General features: G+C 66.3%; 13 protein-coding genes. 2 read left to right on the top strand and 11 right to left on the bottom strand.

What is annotated here, in order from left to right; translation table 11 throughout:
* Positions 1-13: 13 nt before the first annotated feature.
* Together CZ674_RS05665 and CZ674_RS05660 are read right to left on the bottom strand one after the other, a co-directional pair.
* The gene (locus CZ674_RS05665; protein WP_086991555.1) at positions 14-2,920 is read right to left on the bottom strand and encodes a bifunctional [glutamine synthetase] adenylyltransferase/[glutamine synthetase]-adenylyl-L-tyrosine phosphorylase; all 2,907 of its coding nucleotides are present in this window, start codon (positions 2,918-2,920) and stop codon (positions 14-16) included.
* The gene (locus CZ674_RS05660) at positions 2,920-4,248 is read right to left on the bottom strand and encodes a glutamine synthetase family protein (RefSeq protein WP_086991554.1); all 1,329 of its coding nucleotides are present in this window, start codon (positions 4,246-4,248) and stop codon (positions 2,920-2,922) included. The genes CZ674_RS05665 and CZ674_RS05660 overlap by 1 nt, the downstream gene beginning before the upstream one ends.
* 69 nt (positions 4,249-4,317) lie before the next feature.
* Here CZ674_RS05660 and panB point away from each other — a divergent pair, with 69 nt between their 5' ends.
* A complete protein-coding gene (gene panB, locus CZ674_RS05655; RefSeq protein ID WP_086991553.1) occupies positions 4,318-5,217 on the top strand; it encodes a 3-methyl-2-oxobutanoate hydroxymethyltransferase in 900 nt (299 codons plus the stop codon).
* Here the strand turns inward: panB and era are convergent.
* Genes era through hrcA form a run of 8 tightly spaced genes read right to left on the bottom strand, consistent with a single transcriptional unit; the run spans position 5,214 to position 11,967 of the window.
* Positions 5,214-6,098 carry a GTPase Era gene (era, locus tag CZ674_RS05650; protein WP_086991552.1) on the bottom strand — a complete coding sequence of 295 codons (885 nt, stop codon included), beginning with the start codon at positions 6,096-6,098 and terminating at the stop codon, positions 5,214-5,216. The two genes, panB and era, sit on opposite strands and share 4 nt — an antisense overlap.
* Positions 6,095-7,351, bottom strand: a complete 1,257-nt coding sequence (locus tag CZ674_RS05645; protein WP_086991551.1) for a hemolysin family protein — start codon at positions 7,349-7,351, stop codon at positions 6,095-6,097. Before CZ674_RS05645 ends, era begins: the two co-directional genes overlap by 4 nt.
* Positions 7,344-7,799 carry an rRNA maturation RNase YbeY gene (ybeY, locus tag CZ674_RS05640; protein ID WP_086991550.1) on the bottom strand — a complete coding sequence of 152 codons (456 nt, stop codon included), beginning with the start codon at positions 7,797-7,799 and terminating at the stop codon, positions 7,344-7,346. The genes CZ674_RS05645 and ybeY overlap by 8 nt, the downstream gene beginning before the upstream one ends.
* Positions 7,796-8,746 (bottom strand): PhoH family protein, encoded by a 951-nt coding sequence (locus tag CZ674_RS05635; RefSeq protein ID WP_086991784.1) that lies wholly within the window; start codon positions 8,744-8,746, stop codon positions 7,796-7,798. Before CZ674_RS05635 ends, ybeY begins: the two co-directional genes overlap by 4 nt.
* Positions 8,747-8,780: 34 nt before the next feature.
* Entirely contained in the window at positions 8,781-9,128 is a 348-nt protein-coding gene (locus CZ674_RS05630; RefSeq protein ID WP_086991549.1) for an HIT domain-containing protein, read from the bottom strand.
* A 9-nt stretch (positions 9,129-9,137) separates the two neighbouring features.
* Positions 9,138-9,863: a 16S rRNA (uracil(1498)-N(3))-methyltransferase gene (locus CZ674_RS05625; protein WP_086991548.1), complete on the bottom strand. Its 726-nt coding sequence runs from the start codon at positions 9,861-9,863 to the stop codon at positions 9,138-9,140.
* An 8-nt stretch (positions 9,864-9,871) separates the two neighbouring features.
* Positions 9,872-10,972 (bottom strand): DnaJ C-terminal domain-containing protein, encoded by a 1,101-nt coding sequence (locus tag CZ674_RS05620; RefSeq protein ID WP_086991547.1) that lies wholly within the window; start codon positions 10,970-10,972, stop codon positions 9,872-9,874.
* Positions 10,969-11,967 carry a heat-inducible transcriptional repressor HrcA gene (gene hrcA, locus CZ674_RS05615; protein WP_086991546.1) on the bottom strand — a complete coding sequence of 333 codons (999 nt, stop codon included), beginning with the start codon at positions 11,965-11,967 and terminating at the stop codon, positions 10,969-10,971. The genes CZ674_RS05620 and hrcA overlap by 4 nt, the downstream gene beginning before the upstream one ends.
* 142 nt (positions 11,968-12,109) lie before the next feature.
* On the opposite strand from hrcA, the gene CZ674_RS05610 reads away from it, so the two are divergent.
* Positions 12,110-13,084, top strand: a complete 975-nt coding sequence (locus CZ674_RS05610) for a DUF4870 domain-containing protein (RefSeq protein WP_086991545.1) — start codon at positions 12,110-12,112, stop codon at positions 13,082-13,084.
* Here CZ674_RS05610 and hemW read toward each other — a convergent pair.
* Entirely contained in the window at positions 13,077-14,288 is a 1,212-nt protein-coding gene (gene hemW / locus CZ674_RS05605) for a radical SAM family heme chaperone HemW (RefSeq protein ID WP_086991544.1), read from the bottom strand. The two genes, CZ674_RS05610 and hemW, sit on opposite strands and share 8 nt — an antisense overlap.
* Between the last annotated feature and the right edge of the window lies 1 nt (position 14,289).

The following is a 14,289-nucleotide window of genomic DNA, read 5'->3' as shown; positions in this document are numbered from 1 at the left end:
GCCTCTTCTGTGCTCACTCCTCGAAGAAGAGCTGTTCGAAGATCCTGCGCGACCGCCTCGTGGCGTGCAGGTAATCCTCTTCAAGCGCCGCTGCGCCGCCAGCCGGGTACCCGAGAATGCGCGCGACAGACTCGAGCTGCGCCCGATTGTGCGGCAGTACGTCGATGGTGCGCGCCTGCGCCAGCGAGAGCGCATTGCGCAGCCGGCTGCTCAGCATCCATGCCTCTCGCAGCGTGTCTGCCTGCATCCGCGCGATCACCTCGTGCTCGACAAGAGCGTCGAGCGCATCGAGCGTCGACGGCGTCTGCAGCTCCGGGTGCTCCCCCACATGCTGCAGCTGCAGCAGCTGCACAAGCCACTCGACGTCTGAGAGCGAGCCTGACCCCAGCTTGAGGTGCCTTGCACGCTCGGCATTCTGCGGCAGGCGCTCTGACTCGACCCTGGCCTTGATCCTTCGGATCTCACGGGCGTCGCGAGCGGTGAAGCGGCCGGAGTAGCGGATGGGGTCGATGAGGCCGATGAAGTCGTCTGACAGCGAGGCGTCTCCGGCGAGGGGTGCTGCTCTGAGGAGTGCCTGCGCCTCCCACACTTCGCTCCATCGCTCGTAGTACGACGCGTAGCTCTTCAGCGAGCGCACGAGCGGCCCCTTGCGGCCCTCAGGGCGCAGGCCGGGGTCGAGCTCGAACTTGATCTGACGATCGCGCACGGTCTCTGCCAGCTTGCGCACGAGGGCGGTTGCGCGCTCGACCGAGCCTTCAGGTCCGCGCACGACGTACAGCACGTCGATGTCGCTGCCGAAGCCGATCTCGCTGCCGCCGGTGCGTCCCATCGAGAGCACTGCGAACTCGTAGTCGCGATCGGGTTCGTGCAGGCGGATGCCCGCATCGATCACAGCGCGTGCGATGCTGACCAGCGTCTCGGCGGTCTCGATGGGGTCAGCGATGCCGACGGCACTCGCCATGGCAGCCCGAAGCAGCTCGCGTCGGCGGATGTGACGCAGCCCGTCTGCGGCTGCAGCGGCGTCGTCCTTGTGGCGCTTGACGATGGCAAGGGCCTCCTCGCGCAGTGCAGCCTCTGTTCTCGGTGCCAGCCGCTGATCGGTGCCGATCCACGACGCCGACTCGGGCATCCGCTCCATGAGACCCGCGATGAGCTTGGAGGTCGACAGCAGGAAGGTCAGCCTCTCTGCGGCGACTTTCGAGTCGCGCAGCATGCCGAGGAACCAGGGGCTGTCGCCGAGCGACTCGCTGAGGCGACGGAATGCCACCAGGCCGGAGTCGGGGTCTGGCCCCTCGCCGAACCACTGCAGCAGCACGGGCAGCAGCACCTTCTGAATCTGCGACCTGCGCGAGACCCCGCTCGTCAGCGCTGCGATGTGCTGCAGCGCAGTCTTGGCGTCGGCAAAGCCGATGGCGCCCAGTCGCGAGACCGCCTGATCGCTGGTGAGCCGGATCTGATCGTCGGGCAGCGCGGCGACAGCGCTCAGCAGAGGCCTGTAGAAGATGCGCTGGTGCAGCTCGCGCACGTCGCGCTTCACGGTCTGCCAGCGCTCCATGAGGCGGTCTGCGCTGCTGGCGCCTGCCGCCCTGGCAAGCCTTCTGAGGTCTTCCTGCTCCTCAGGCATGAGGTGGGTCCGAGACATGCGCCAGAGCTGCAAGCGGTGCTCGAGCAGGCGCAGGAATCGGTAGTGCTCTGCGAATTCGGTTGCGTCGGATCGACCGATGTAGCCGCCTTCGCTCAGGGCGCTGAGCGCAGGCAGCGTGCCTCGATGCCGGATGCCGTCGTCGGTGGCGCCGTGCACGAGCTGCAGCAGCTGCACGGTGAACTCGATGTCACGCAGGCCGCCGGGGCCAAGCTTCAGCTGCCGAGCCGCTTCGTCGCTTGCGATGTGCTCTGTGACTCGCTCGCGCATCCGATGCACTGACTCGACGAACCCGTCGCGTGCCGACGAGTTCCAGACGAACGGCGCGATGGCGGCTTCGTATTCGGCACCGAGCTCGGCGTCTCCGGCCACGTGACGGGCCTTCAGCAGGGCCTGGAACTCCCAGTCCTTCGCCCAGCGCTCGTAGTACGCGACATGCGAGCTCAGGGTTCTCGTGAGTGCGCCGTCCTTGCCCTCTGGCCGGAGGTTCGAGTCGACTTCCCAGAGGGCGGCCTCGCGTGCCAGAGCCGAGCATGCAGCGATGGTGTCGCGGGCCAGGTCACGGGCGATGCGGCTGGCAGTGTGCCCGTCGAGGTCGCCTCCGTCGTGCACCCAGATGACGTCGACGTCGCTGAGGTAGTTGAGTTCACGCGCACCGAGCTTGCCCATGGCGATGATCGACAGCCTGACCTGGGCTGTCTGCTCGCTGCCGTGCTTCTCGGCAGCGGACTGTCTGGAGATGGCGAGCGCCGCCTCGAGGGCACCGGCAGCGATGTCAGAGAGGGCTCTCGTGACGTCTTGCATGACGACGGTGGGCTCGGGCTGGCTCAGGTCGTATCCGGCGATCTCGATCAGGTGCAGGCGGTAGGCCTGACGCATGCGGACGACGGCATCGTCATGCTCGAGGCCTTCGACTGCCGCCAGCATCGACTCTCGGTACTCCTCCTGCGAGCGGATGCGCCAGGGGCCGGCAGCGGCGGCTACGGCACCGTCGATGCGGGGAATCGCCGCAGCGAGGCCCTCGGATGCGCCGAGCAGTCGAATGAGCGACGCGAATCGATCTCTGTCTGCGAGCACGGAACCGGGTGCACCGGACTCGATGATCGAGATGACTTCACGCAGGGCGACGTCGGGATCGGCCGCGCCTTCGAAGGAATCGAGACGATCGAGGATGACCGCCGCCGTCTCGGAGCTGACGGACTCGAGGAGGTCTGCTGCTGTGCTGGGCTCTGCGAAGCGTGCTGTGGCCAGTCTCGAGCGGAGCGAGGGCCTGCGCATCAGAGCAGGTTCAGCGTCGCATCGAACTCCCACGGCGTGACCTGGGCGCGATACTGCTGCCAGTCGTCGCGCTTGTTGCGCAGGAAGAACTGGAACACCTGCTCGCCGAGCGTCTCGGCCACGAGCTCAGACTCCTCCATGTTGCGCAGTGCGCGGTCGAGGCTCTCGGGCAGCGGCGTGAAGCCCATGGCCTTGCGCTCGAGCCTGGTCAGCATGGGGATGTCGTCGACGGCCTCTTCTGGCAGCTCGTAGTCCTCTTCGATGCCCTTGAGGCCGGCTGCCAGCAGCAGCGCATACGACAGGTACGGGTTGGCGCCGGAGTCGAGACCGCGGTACTCGATTCGAGCGCTCTGGGCCTTGCCGGGCTTCGAGAGCGGCACCCTGATGAGAGCCGACCGGTTGAGGTGGCCCCACGCGATGTGGCTCGGTGCCTCGTCGCCGGCCCACACGCGCTTGTAGGAGTTCACGAACTGATTGGTGACCGCTGTGAACTCGGGTGCGTGATGCAGGATCCCGGCCATGAACTGGCGTCCGGTCTTCGAGAGCCGGTACTGCGAGCCCGCCTCGTAGAAAGCGTTCGATTCGCCCTCGAACAGCGAGAGGTGCGTGTGCATGCCGCTGCCCGGGTGCTCGGCGAAGGGCTTCGGCATGAACGTGGCGTGCACGCCCTGGCCGATGGCCACCTCTTTCACCACCGTGCGGAACGTCATGATGTTGTCGGCGGTCGTCAGCGCGTCTGCGTACCGTAGGTCGATCTCGTTCTGGCCGGGGCCCGCCTCGTGGTGCGAGAACTCGACCGAGATGCCGAGCTGCTCGAGCATGCGGACGCTCTCGCGCCGGAAGTCGTGCGCCGTGCCTCCCGAGACGTTGTCGTAGTAGCCGGCTCGGTCTGCCGGCTGCAGCTGGCCGTCGACGTTGCGGAGCAGGTAGAACTCGATCTCGGGGTGCGTGTAGAACGTGAAGCCGTGGTCGGCGGCCTTGGCGAGCTGGCGCTTGAGCACATTGCGGGGATCAGCGGCTGCAGGCTGGCCGTCGGGGGTGTAGATGTCGCAGAACATCCGGCCGGTGTGGTCCTGGTCTCGGCGCCACGGGAGCAGCTGGAACGTGCTCGGATCCGCCTTGGCGATGACGTCGGACTCCTGTGTACGCGTCAGGCCCTCGATCGCGGAGCCGTCGATGCCGAACCCTTCAGTGAACGCGCCTTCGACCTCGGCCGGAGCGATGGCGATCGACTTGAGGCAGCCCACCACATCGGTGAACCACAGCCGCACGAAGCGAACGTCCTTCTCTTCGATCGTACGGAGTACGGCGTCGCGCTGCTTGTTCATCTCGTCCCCTCTTCGGTCGTGCCTCAACAGTACCGGCACCAGCGGATCGGTGAGCGTAGGATGGCAGGCATGGACAAGCCTGCAGCAGCTGAGACCGAGGCTCCCGCAGCCCCAAGCGAAGAGGCCACGGCGTACGGCGCAGCCGACCAGAGCAAGAAGCCACGTGCGCGCATCCGCGTCCGGCACTTCGCACGTGCCAAGCGCGAGAGCATCCGCATCACGGGACTCACCAGCTATGACTATCTTTCGGCGAAGATCTTCGACGATGCAGGCATCGACTTCCTGCTGGTCGGCGACTCGGCCGGCAACACCGTCTTCGGCTACGACACGACGCTCCCGGTCACGGTCGAAGAGCTCATGCCCCTCACGGCGGCTGTGGCACGCGCGGCAGAGCGTGCGCTCGTCGTGGCCGACATGCCGTTCGGCTCGTACGAGGCAGGCTCTCAGGAGGCTTTGCACAACGCCACGCGCTTCATGAAGGAGGCGGGCGCCCACGCTGTGAAGCTCGAGGGCGGCGAGCGGGTCGCGAAGCAGATCCGCCGCATCGTCGACGCAGGAATTCCCGTTCTCGCACACATCGGATACACGCCCCAGTCCGAGCACGGGCTCGGCGGCCATGTGATCCAGGGTCGTGGCGGCGAGGGCCTCGAACAGCTGCTGCGCGACGCGCGCGCTGTCGAGGAGGCGGGCGCGTTCGCGGTCGTCATCGAGATGGTGCCGTCAGATGCCGCCGCCGCAGTGACACGCGAGGTCGGCATCCCGACGATCTCTGTCGGAGCCGGCCCCGAGTGCGACGGCCAGCTGCTCGTCTGGACCGACTGGGCAGGATTCAGCACCGGTCGCACTCCGCGATTCGTCAAGCAGTACGCGCAGATCGGCCAGACGCTCCGAGACGCCGCCGTCGAGTTTCAGAATGACGTGCGCTCTGGGGCGTATCCGGCCCCCGAGCACGAGTACGACCAGGGCTAGAAGCCGAAGCGGCCCAGCTGCTTGGCGTCGCCCTGCCACTCCTTGGCGACCTTCACCTGCAGCTGTAGATGCACCTGGTGCCCGAGCAGCGCCTCGATCTCGCGACGGGCATCGGCTCCGATCTGACGGATGCGAGCGCCTCGCTGGCCGATCACGATGCCCTTCTGGCTGTCGCGCTCGACCCACAGGTTCGCAAAGATCTCGGTGATGCCGTCTTCTCGATCGACCATCTCGTCGACGGTCACGATGATGGAGTGCGGAAGCTCGTCCCACGATTCCTCGAGCGACGCCTCGCGAATGAGCTCAGCGATTCGGTCGCCCGTGACCTGCTCCGTGATCATGTCGTCTGGATACAGCTTCGGAGACTCCGGCATCAGCGACTCGATGACATCCACGAGGTCTTCGAGCTGCGAGCCCTGCAGCGCCGAGACCGGAACCACGGCGTCCCAGTCGCGCAGCTGCTCGATCTCGAGCAGCCGCTCGGCAGTCTTCGACTTGCTCGCCTTGTCGGTCTTCGTCACGACGGCGACCGTTCGAGCACGGGGGTTGGCGTCGATCTCAGCAGAGATGAAGCGGTCCCCCGGGCCGATCGGCTCGTCGGCGCTGATGCACATGCAGACGACCTGCACATCCGAGATCGCTTCGCGAACCATGGCATTCAGCCGCTTGCCCAGTTCGGTTCGGGGACGGTGCATGCCGGGGGTGTCGACGATGATCAGCTGCGAGTCGGGGCGGGTGAGGATGCCGCGAATCGTGCGTCTGGTCGTCTGCGGCTTCGACGACGTGATCGCGATCTTCTCGCCCAGCAGGGCATTCGTCAGCGTGGACTTGCCAGCATTGGGCCGCCCCACGAACGTCAGGAATCCTGCGCGAAATGTCATCGTGTCTCCTCGTGTTCTACGCGAATTCTGCCGACGTGCCGGCCCTTGCCGTCGAGTCGCAGCACCTCGAAGCTGAGGCCGTCTGAGCGCACGACGTCTCCGACTTCGGCCATGCGCCCGAGCAGCTTCTGCACGAGTCCGCCGACCGTGTCGACGTCCTCGTCATCGAGTTCGAGATCGAATGCCTCGCCGAGGTCTTCGATGTCTGTTCTCGACGACACTTCGACGACACCGTGCGAGATCAGTCGGATCTCCTCTTCGGCGCGGTCGTACTCATCCTCGATCTCGCCGACCAGCTCTTCGACGAGGTCCTCGAGCGTGACGAGACCGGCAGTGGAGCCGTACTCGTCGACCACCATCGCCACATGCACCTGCTGCACCCGAAGTTCGGTGAGCGCGTCATCGGCCTTCTTCGACTCGGGCATCCAGTGCGCCGGCCTGGCGAGGTGGTGTGCGGTCTCGTGCTCTTCAGGCCGCCAGACGCGTGACTTCACGACGTCGCGCAGATACAGGATTCCGAGGATGTCGTCGGAGGACTCCCCCACGACCGGCATGCGGCTGAGCCCGTGCTCGAGGAACACCTTGAGCGCAGAGTCGGCATCGACGTCGCCGTCGATCCAGACGACGTCGGGCCTGGGGATCATGACTTCGCGCACGGTCGTCTCGCCGAACTCGAACACGGAGTGGATCAGCTCGCGCTCGTCCTCTTCGATCAGGTCGCGGCTGGTGGCCTCATCGACCATCGAGAGCAGCTGCGACTCGTTCGCGAAGGCGTGCTGGCGCTGGTGCCCGGGCGTGACCTTCTCGCCCGCCGCCATGATCAGCTGGGCGAGGGGGCCGAGGATCGTGCGAGTCGTGCGGATCAGCGGGGCCGAGAATCGCAGCAGCTGCTCGGGCCTCGTGCGTCCGACGGCTCGTGGAGAGGATCCGACGAGCACGAACGACGAGAGCACCATGACGAGCCCGGCAAGCAGCAGCGTCCACCACCAGTCGCCGACGAGCGAGTCGATCGCAAGGGTCACGAGGATGGCCGCAAGGGTCTCAGAGAGCACGCGTGCGAAGGTCACCGACATGATGTGCACCGTGAGCGACTCGCCGATGCGGTTGAGCTGCTCGCCGCGGCGCGGAGACTGCTCGGAGAGCCTGGCGAGGTCGGAGCGCGACACAACCGACATCGCGGCATCACAGGCCGCAAGCCAGGCCGCCAGCGCGATCAGCAGCGCCGCGATCACGAAGAACAGCGTCTCAAGCATCAGCGGCCTCGAACTCAGCAAGCAGCCGGTCCTGCAGCTCGAACATCTCGCGCTTCTCGTCGGCTTCTGCGTGGTCGTACCCCAGCAGATGCAGCGTCGAGTGCACGGTCAGCAGGAGCACTTCGTGCATCGTCTCGTGGCCGGCTTCGCTCGCCCGCTCGGCCGCGACCTCTGGGCACAGCACGATGTCGCCGAGCATCCCCGGCGGCGTCGGGTGTTCGGGTGACCCGGGGCGCAGCTCATCCATCGGGAACGACAGCACGTCGGTGGGGCCCGGAATGTCGAGCCACTGCACGTGCAGCTGCTCGATGGCGGCCGCGTCTACGAGCACGATGCTGACTTCGGCGTCGGGGTGCACGTGGAGGCTCGCCAGCACGTGGCGCACTGCACCGATGATGCGCGCCTCGTCGAGCTTCGCGTCAGTCTCGTTCAGCAGCTCGATGCTCATCGTCGTCCTCTGCTCTCAGCGGCGTGCTTGCGTGCGATCTCGCGCTCGTCGTATGCGGTGTAGGCGTCGACGATCTCGCCGACGAGCGTGTGGCGAACGACGTCCTTGCTCGTGAGCCTGGCGAAGTGCACGTCTTCGATGCCCTTCAGCACCTGCTGGGCAACCTGAAGCCCGCTGCTGCCCGCCGGGAGGTCGACCTGCGTCGCATCGCCCGTGACGACCATCCGTGATCCGAATCCGAGCCTGGTGAGGAACATCTTCATCTGCTCTGGTGTCGTGTTCTGCGCTTCGTCGAGCACGACGAACGAGTCATTGAGGGTGCGACCGCGCATGTACGCAAGGGGCGCGACCTCGACGACCCCCGTCGTGAGCAGCTTCGGCACCATGTCGGGATCCATCATCTCGTTCAGCGCGTCGTAGAGCGGCCGAAGGTAGGGATCGATCTTGTCGGTCAGTGTGCCGGGCAGGAAGCCCAGTCGCTCGCCGGCTTCGACAGCCGGACGCGTGAGGATGATGCGATTGACCTCTTTGCGGTGCAGCGCCTGCACGGCCTTGGCCATGGCGAGGTAGGTCTTGCCGGTGCCGGCGGGGCCGATGCCGAACACGATCGTGTTCTCGTCGATCGAGTCGACGTAGTCGCTCTGCCCGGCCGTCTTCGGCCTGATGGTCTTGTTGCCGCGCTGCAGGATCACCGAGCCGACCGCATCCGTCACGGAGCGATCGCCGGTTCTGGCCGCACGGGCGCCCTCTGTCACCTCGGCTGCCCCGAAGTCGACGCCGTCTCGAACCAGTGCGATCATCTCGCCGACGAGCCTGCTGGCCTGGTCGACCTGGTCTTCGTCGCCGAGCATCGAGATCTCGTTGCCGCGAACCGTGACTCGAACGAGCGGGAACTCATGCTCGAGCCTGGTCAGCAGACGGTCCTGGGGGCCGAGCAGCCGCACCATCTGGATGCCGTCTGCAGTGAATGTCGCCTCTTTGTCACGCAATGCTCTCCTCAGTCAGTGAAGGCCCCGACAGCACATGCATGTGCACGTGGTGCACCGTCTGTCCGGCCTTCTCGCCCGTGTTGAACACGAGCCGGTAGTCACCGTTGCCGCGCTCGACAGCGATGGGGCGTGCCAGCGCGATCATCTCGCCCAGCAGCACAGGGTCTGCAGCGGCGAGCTCTTCGACGGTCGAGTACTCGCTCGTCTTCGGCACGATCAGCACGTGACACTCGGCCTGCGGGCTGATGTCTTCGAAGGCGATGATGCGATCGTTCTCGACGACGATCTTCGCGGGAATCTCTCGGGCAATGATCTTTGTGAAGACGCTCTCTTCGCTCATGCTGCGATTCTACCCACGGTGCCATCTGCCGAGCGCAGGGCTGAGCGCAGCGAGTGCTGCCAGCCCCGCGGTGGACGTGCGAAGCACTTCGGGACCGAGCTTGACCTCGATGGCGCCGGCTGCAGCGAACTGCGCGCGCTCTTCAGCAGAGACTCCGCCCTCGGGGCCGACGACAAGCGCCAGATCACGATCGACGGGAACAGCGTCGATGCCGCTGCTGGCCTCGGGATGCAGCACCACGAGCTGCTCGTTCATGGAACAGACGTCACCGGTGGTCATGAGCGGATGCACGATCGGCACAAAGGGACGCACCGACTGCTTTGCAGCTTCAGTGACGGCGCTGCGCCACTTCTCGACTCCGCGCTCCGCCTTGTCGCCGCGCCACTGCGACACCGACCTGGATGCCTGCCACGGCACGATCGCGTCGGCGCCGAGCTCCGTGGCCGCGGCAATGCCGACCTCTGCCCGATCGGTCTTGGCCAGTGCCTGCACGAGCGTGACACGAGGGGTTCGCTGCTCGAATCGCTCGGTGGAGTCGACCCTGACGCTGACGCGCTTGCGATCGACCGACACGACCGTGACGCCGGCGATCACGCCGTCGCCGCTAGTGACGAGCAGCTGCTCGCCCGGCCTTGCCCGTGCAACGACAGCGTGATGCGCCTCGGAGCCCGTGATCTCGAGCTCGTCGCCGACGGAAGCGTCGGCCGCACCCGGCAGGTGGTAGCAGTGGGCCATGGTTCGGACTACCCGAAGAAGCGGTCGCGGAGCCTGGCGAAGAGCCCCTGCTGGAACTTCGACAGCTGCGGCGATGACGACCCGAGTCGCTTGCGCAGGTCTTTCACCAGTGCCTCGGTCTTGTGATCGAGTCGCTGCGGGGTCATGAGCTGCACCGCGAGTCGCAGGTCGCCGCGACCGCTGCCGCGCAGCTTCGTGACACCGCGATCGGCAACCGTGATGATGTCGCCGGCCATCACGCCCGCCTTGACGGTGACGTCGACCGGTCCGTCGAGCGCGTCGATTCGGGAGGAGACGCCGAGCATGGCATCGGGCAGCGAGACCTCGAGCGTGCCGAGGATGTCGTCGCCGTCGCGGCTGAAGACATCGTGGTGCTTGACGTTCACCTCGAGGTGCAGGGTTCCGGCGGGGCCGCCGGCCTCGCCGACTTCGCCCTTGCCGGGCATCTGGATGCGGAGTCCGGTGTCGACACCGGCAGGGACGTCGACGGGGATGACCTGCTCGGAGCGGACGCGGCCGTGACCGTCGCAGCCGGGGCACGGGTGCGGAATGGTGGTGCCGTGACCGCGGCAGCTCTGGCAGGGCTGTGTCGTGACGACATTGCCGAGGAGCGAGCGCATCTGGCGCTGCACGTGGCCGGAGCCTCCGCAGATGTCGCACTGCTCTTCGCGCGTGCCTTCGGCCACGCAGGAACCGTTGCACGTCTCGCAGAGCACTGCGGTCTGCACCCTGACCTCTTTGTGCACGCCGAACATGACCTCGTCGAGCGTCAGGTTCAGGCGCAGCAGCGAGTCCTGGCCGGGCTGTCGCCTCGGGATGGGCCCCTGGCGCTGGCCTCCTCCGCCGAAGAACTGGCTGAAGATGTCGCCGAAGTCGAAGCCCATGTTCGCGCCGCCGGGGCCACCGACATCGCCGCGATCGTACGCGCTGCGCTTGTCAGCGCTCGAGAGCACGTCATACGCGTGGTTGACCTGCTTGAACCGCTCCTCTGCTTCAGCAGACGGGTTGTGATCGGGGTGAAGCTCACGCGCCAGTCGGTTGTATGCGCGCTTGATGTCCTGCTGGGAAGCGTCGCGCTCGACGCCCAGGGTCTGGTAATGATCGCTCATGCGTCCTCACTCAGCACCCGCGAGAGGTAGCGTGCTACCGCCCTCACGGCTGCCATGTTGCTTGCGTAGTCCATTCGGGTCGGGCCGAGAACCCCGACCCTTGCCATGTCTGAGCCCGGTGCGGCATAGCCGCCCGCGATGATGGAAGCCTCGTGCAGCGAACCGGAGTTCTCGCTGCCGATGCTGGTTGCGATGCCGTCCTCGCCTGCCGCCATCTCGCCGAAGAGCCGAAGCAAGGTTACCTGCTCGTCGATCGCTTCGAGCACAGGCATCACGGAGTGCGCGAAGTCGTGTCCAGTGCGAACAAGGTTCGACGTGCCTGCCACGAGCATCCTGTCGGGCCGTGCAGGCGCCATCATCTGCTCGACAGCATCTGACACTGCCCTGGCTATCGGCCTGAGGCGAGGCTCAAGCGACTCGTCAGGGCTCTCGTCGCCGTCGCGGATCGCGTCGCTCAGCAGGCGAACCAGGAGCAGTCGCTCGTGGTCTTCCATGGCGTGCGGGAGGTCGACCATGCGCTGCTCGATCGAGCCCGACTCTCTGATGACGATGACGAGCACACGAGTGTCAGACACCGGGACGAGCTCGATGCGCTTCGCAGGCGACTCGGCTCGAGTCGGGTACTGGACGATGGCCAGCTGGTTGGTGAGCTGAGCCAGCAGCCGCACCGATCGCTGCATGACGTCGTCGAAGTCTGCTGCGGGCTCGAGGAACTGCGCGATGGCGTGTCGCTGGGCCACGGTGAGCGGGCGCGCGGCCTGCAGTCGGTCGACGAAGACCCGATAGCCCTTGTCGGTCGGCACACGTCCGCTCGAGGTGTGCGGTGCTGTGATCAGCTCGTCCTCTTCGAGCACTGCCATGTCATTGCGGATCGTTGCGGCGCTCACGCCGAAGCTGTGACGGTCGACGATTGCCTTGGAACCCACGGGCTCGCCGATGGACACGTAGTCCTGCACGATGGCCCTCAGAACTTCTAGGCCTCGGTCCGAAACCACGCCTGCACCGCCCTTCCTGAAACGCTGGGAACGTACTGGCACTCATCGCTCCCGACTGCCAATCCTAGCGTGTCATGCCCATTCACAGCTTGACCCGGGCAGAATGGTCAGCAAAACGTCAGAAGAGCCAAGGAAGGGCACCATGACTGATCAGACCAATCCTTCTCACGGAGGCAACGAGCACGACGGCGACGCCGCGAACGCACCTGCTGCCGACTTCGGGGCTCCTGCAGACCAGAGCCAGCAGTTCAGCGCACCCGCTGAGCAGAACCCCTACGCTGCACCTGCTGCAGACTTCGGGGCTCCTGCCGACCAGGGTCAGCAGTTCAGCGCACCGGCTGAGCAGAACCCCTACGGAAGCGCACCCGCAGAGCAGAACCCGTACGGCGCACCCGCCGACCAGGGCCAGCAGTTCAGCGCACCGGCAGAGCAGAACCCCTACGGAAGCGCACCCGCTCCCAGCTACGGCAGCGCACCCGCCGACCAGGGCCAGCAGTTCAGCGCACCGGCAGAGCAGAACCCTTACGGAAGCGCACCCGCTCCCGGCTACGGCAGCGCACCGGCTGACCAGGGTCAGTACGGCGCGCCTGCAGGAGGCTACGGCAGCGCTCCTGCCGACCAGGGGCAGTACGCGGCTCCCGGCCAGCCCAACTACGGCGCGCCCGCTGGCGGGCAGTACGGCGCACCTGGGCAGGGTGGCCAGTACGGCGCACCCGGGCAGCCTCAGTACGGTGCCGGTCAGGGATACGGAATGCCCTCGAGTCCGCAGGACGAAGTCGAAACCGCCAAGAACGGCCACATGTTCGCTGGAATCGGATCGATCTTCGGTCTCGGTTGGCTGGTCGCCATCATCATGTATGTCACTGGCAAGGACAAGGGCCCCTTTGCCCGCCAGGAGCTGGCGGCATCTCTCAACTTCCAGTTGAGCATGCTGATCTACACAGCCGGCATCCTCATCGTCAGCTCGATTCTCATGTTCGTGTTCATCGGCTTCCTGACGATCTGGCTGTACGTCGTCCCGCTGATTCTCGCGATCATCTTTGCCTTCGTCTCGATGTCAAAGGTCAGCAACGGCGGTTCGTCGAACTACCCGCTGACCATCAAGATGGTCAAGTAAGCGCTCGCGCCACTCGATCAGCCAGCAGCCGCCCTCGCAGCGTCGGAACAATCCGGCCCGCGAGGGCGGCTTTCGCATCCAGCAGACCATCCGCGATGAGCCCAGCGACAGCCTGACGGCCCTCAGCAGTCAGCACCTGAGCATCGAGTCCTTCGCGGATGCGCGTCTCCAGCAGCACGCGCTCGCTCCACCGGGTGTGCTCGTCGAGGGTCTCCCGCGCCAGCGCCGGTGAGACGCCCTCTCGCAGGCGATCGGCGTAGGCAGACGGGTGCTTCACGTTCCACCAGCGCACTCCCCCGACGTGGCTGTGTGCCCCGGGGCCGATACCCCACCAGTCGGCGCCCTGCCAGTACGAGAGGTTGTGGCGCGACACGAGGCCGCTCTTGGCCCAGTTGCTCACCTCGTACCAGTCGTAGCCTGCTTCGGCGAGCCGCGCATCCGCCATCTCGTACATGTCGGCCTGCAGATCCTCGTCGATCTCAGGCACGCGTCCGGCGCGGATGTTGCGGGCCATTGCGGTGCCGTCCTCGACGATGAGCGAGTATGCCGAGAGATGGTCGGTGTCGTAGGAGATCGCGGCGTCGAGGCTGCGCTGCCAGTCGTCGAGCGTCTCGCCCGGGGTGCCGTAGATGAGGTCGATGCTGACCTCGAGCCCGGCGTCGCGTGCCCATTCGACGACGTGCGGCACGCGCGCGGGGTCATGCGTGCGGTCGAGCGTGCGCAGCACGTGCGGAACAGCTGACTGCATGCCGAAGCTGACCCTGGTGAAGCCGCCTGCCGCGAGCTCTCGGAGCCCGGCTGCGTCGATCGAGTCGGGATTCGCCTCGGTGGTGACCTCGGCGCCGTCTGCCAGGCCGAAGGCGTCGCGCATGCCGTGCAGGGCGCGCACGAGATCACTGGGAGGAAGGATGGTGGGCGTGCCGCCGCCGAAGAAGACGGTGCTGATCTCACGGGAGGCCCCGAGGTCAGCCATGACGCCCTTCGCGAGCGACAGCTCGGTCAGCGCCGTGTCGATGTATGACGACTGGTTCGTGCCCCGCAGCTCGTCGGCCGTGTAGGTGTTGAAGTCGCAGTACCCGCAGCGCACCCGGCAGTACGGAACATGCAGGTAGACGCCGAACGCGCGCTCGTCTGCGCCCTCTGCGGCAGACTGCGGAAGGGCGCCGTCTGCAGGAGCCGGGTCGCCGTCGGGCAGCCGCGCCATG

Origin of the sequence: Agrococcus casei LMG 22410 (assembly GCF_900163565.1) — a bacterium.
GTDB lineage: Bacteria > Actinomycetota > Actinomycetes > Actinomycetales > Microbacteriaceae > Agrococcus > Agrococcus casei.
The sequence above is the reverse complement of the archived record's forward strand: the minus strand, read 5'-3'. Positions and strand labels throughout refer to the sequence as shown.